Here is a 674-nt window from a genome sequence, read left to right on the forward strand (position 1 = left end):
TTCAATATCGGCTATTGGAAAGATTCCAGAGCAAACAGTTGAGTTTTCTGGATATTCTGTTAGAGAGACAACACAAAACAAAGAAGAATTACTTGAGACTTATATCGAACGTTCTCATTTTGTTACAAGAGATGTGGTTAAGAAGGATAATGGTGGTAAGAAGTATGAGATTGGTAAAAGAGTATTGCCACGTAATTATGAATTTTTTGTTCTTTTTGTAAATCAGATTCAGAGTGCAGATCAGCGAACTAAGTTCATGGTTGCGGAAGGTCAGATTGCCACATTTAATCCAGGTCAGGACCTGTCAAATCAGAAAATTGATCTCAAATGTGAGTTAACACTTTCAAAGCCTTTAGTATCTCTGTCTTATGATTATATTAAGGATGCGGTATTTTTCGAAATTTAGTTATTAGGAGAATAAATGGCTGAACAAAAATTAAAGATGCCTTCGGGTGCTGTCTTAGTGGCAGTTGATATACCTAAGTTCAAATGGTGTTTCACGGGTACAGATGTGAAAGATTCCACTTCGCTTGATACTAATTCGCCAAAGGACCTAGTTGTCAAAGACCTATCTTTTTCGATTACTAAGCCTGCTAAGTGGAAATCAATCAAAGAGTGTATGTTTCGAGTTAAAAAATTGAGTGCAAATTCTAAACTTTTTAGTGAACTTGGTC

The 674-nt window shown here is 35.5% G+C and carries 2 pseudogenes; both read left to right on the plus strand.

Features of this window, described 5'->3' with window-relative positions:
* Positions 1-406: pseudogene (locus U881_RS0107180) on the plus strand (hypothetical protein); the annotation flags it as partial.
* A gap of 15 nt (positions 407-421) precedes the next feature.
* Positions 422-674 (plus strand): annotated as a pseudogene (locus tag U881_RS0107185) (hypothetical protein); the annotation flags it as partial.

Source organism: Borrelia persica No12 (assembly GCF_000500045.1).
GTDB lineage: Bacteria > Spirochaetota > Spirochaetia > Borreliales > Borreliaceae > Borrelia > Borrelia persica.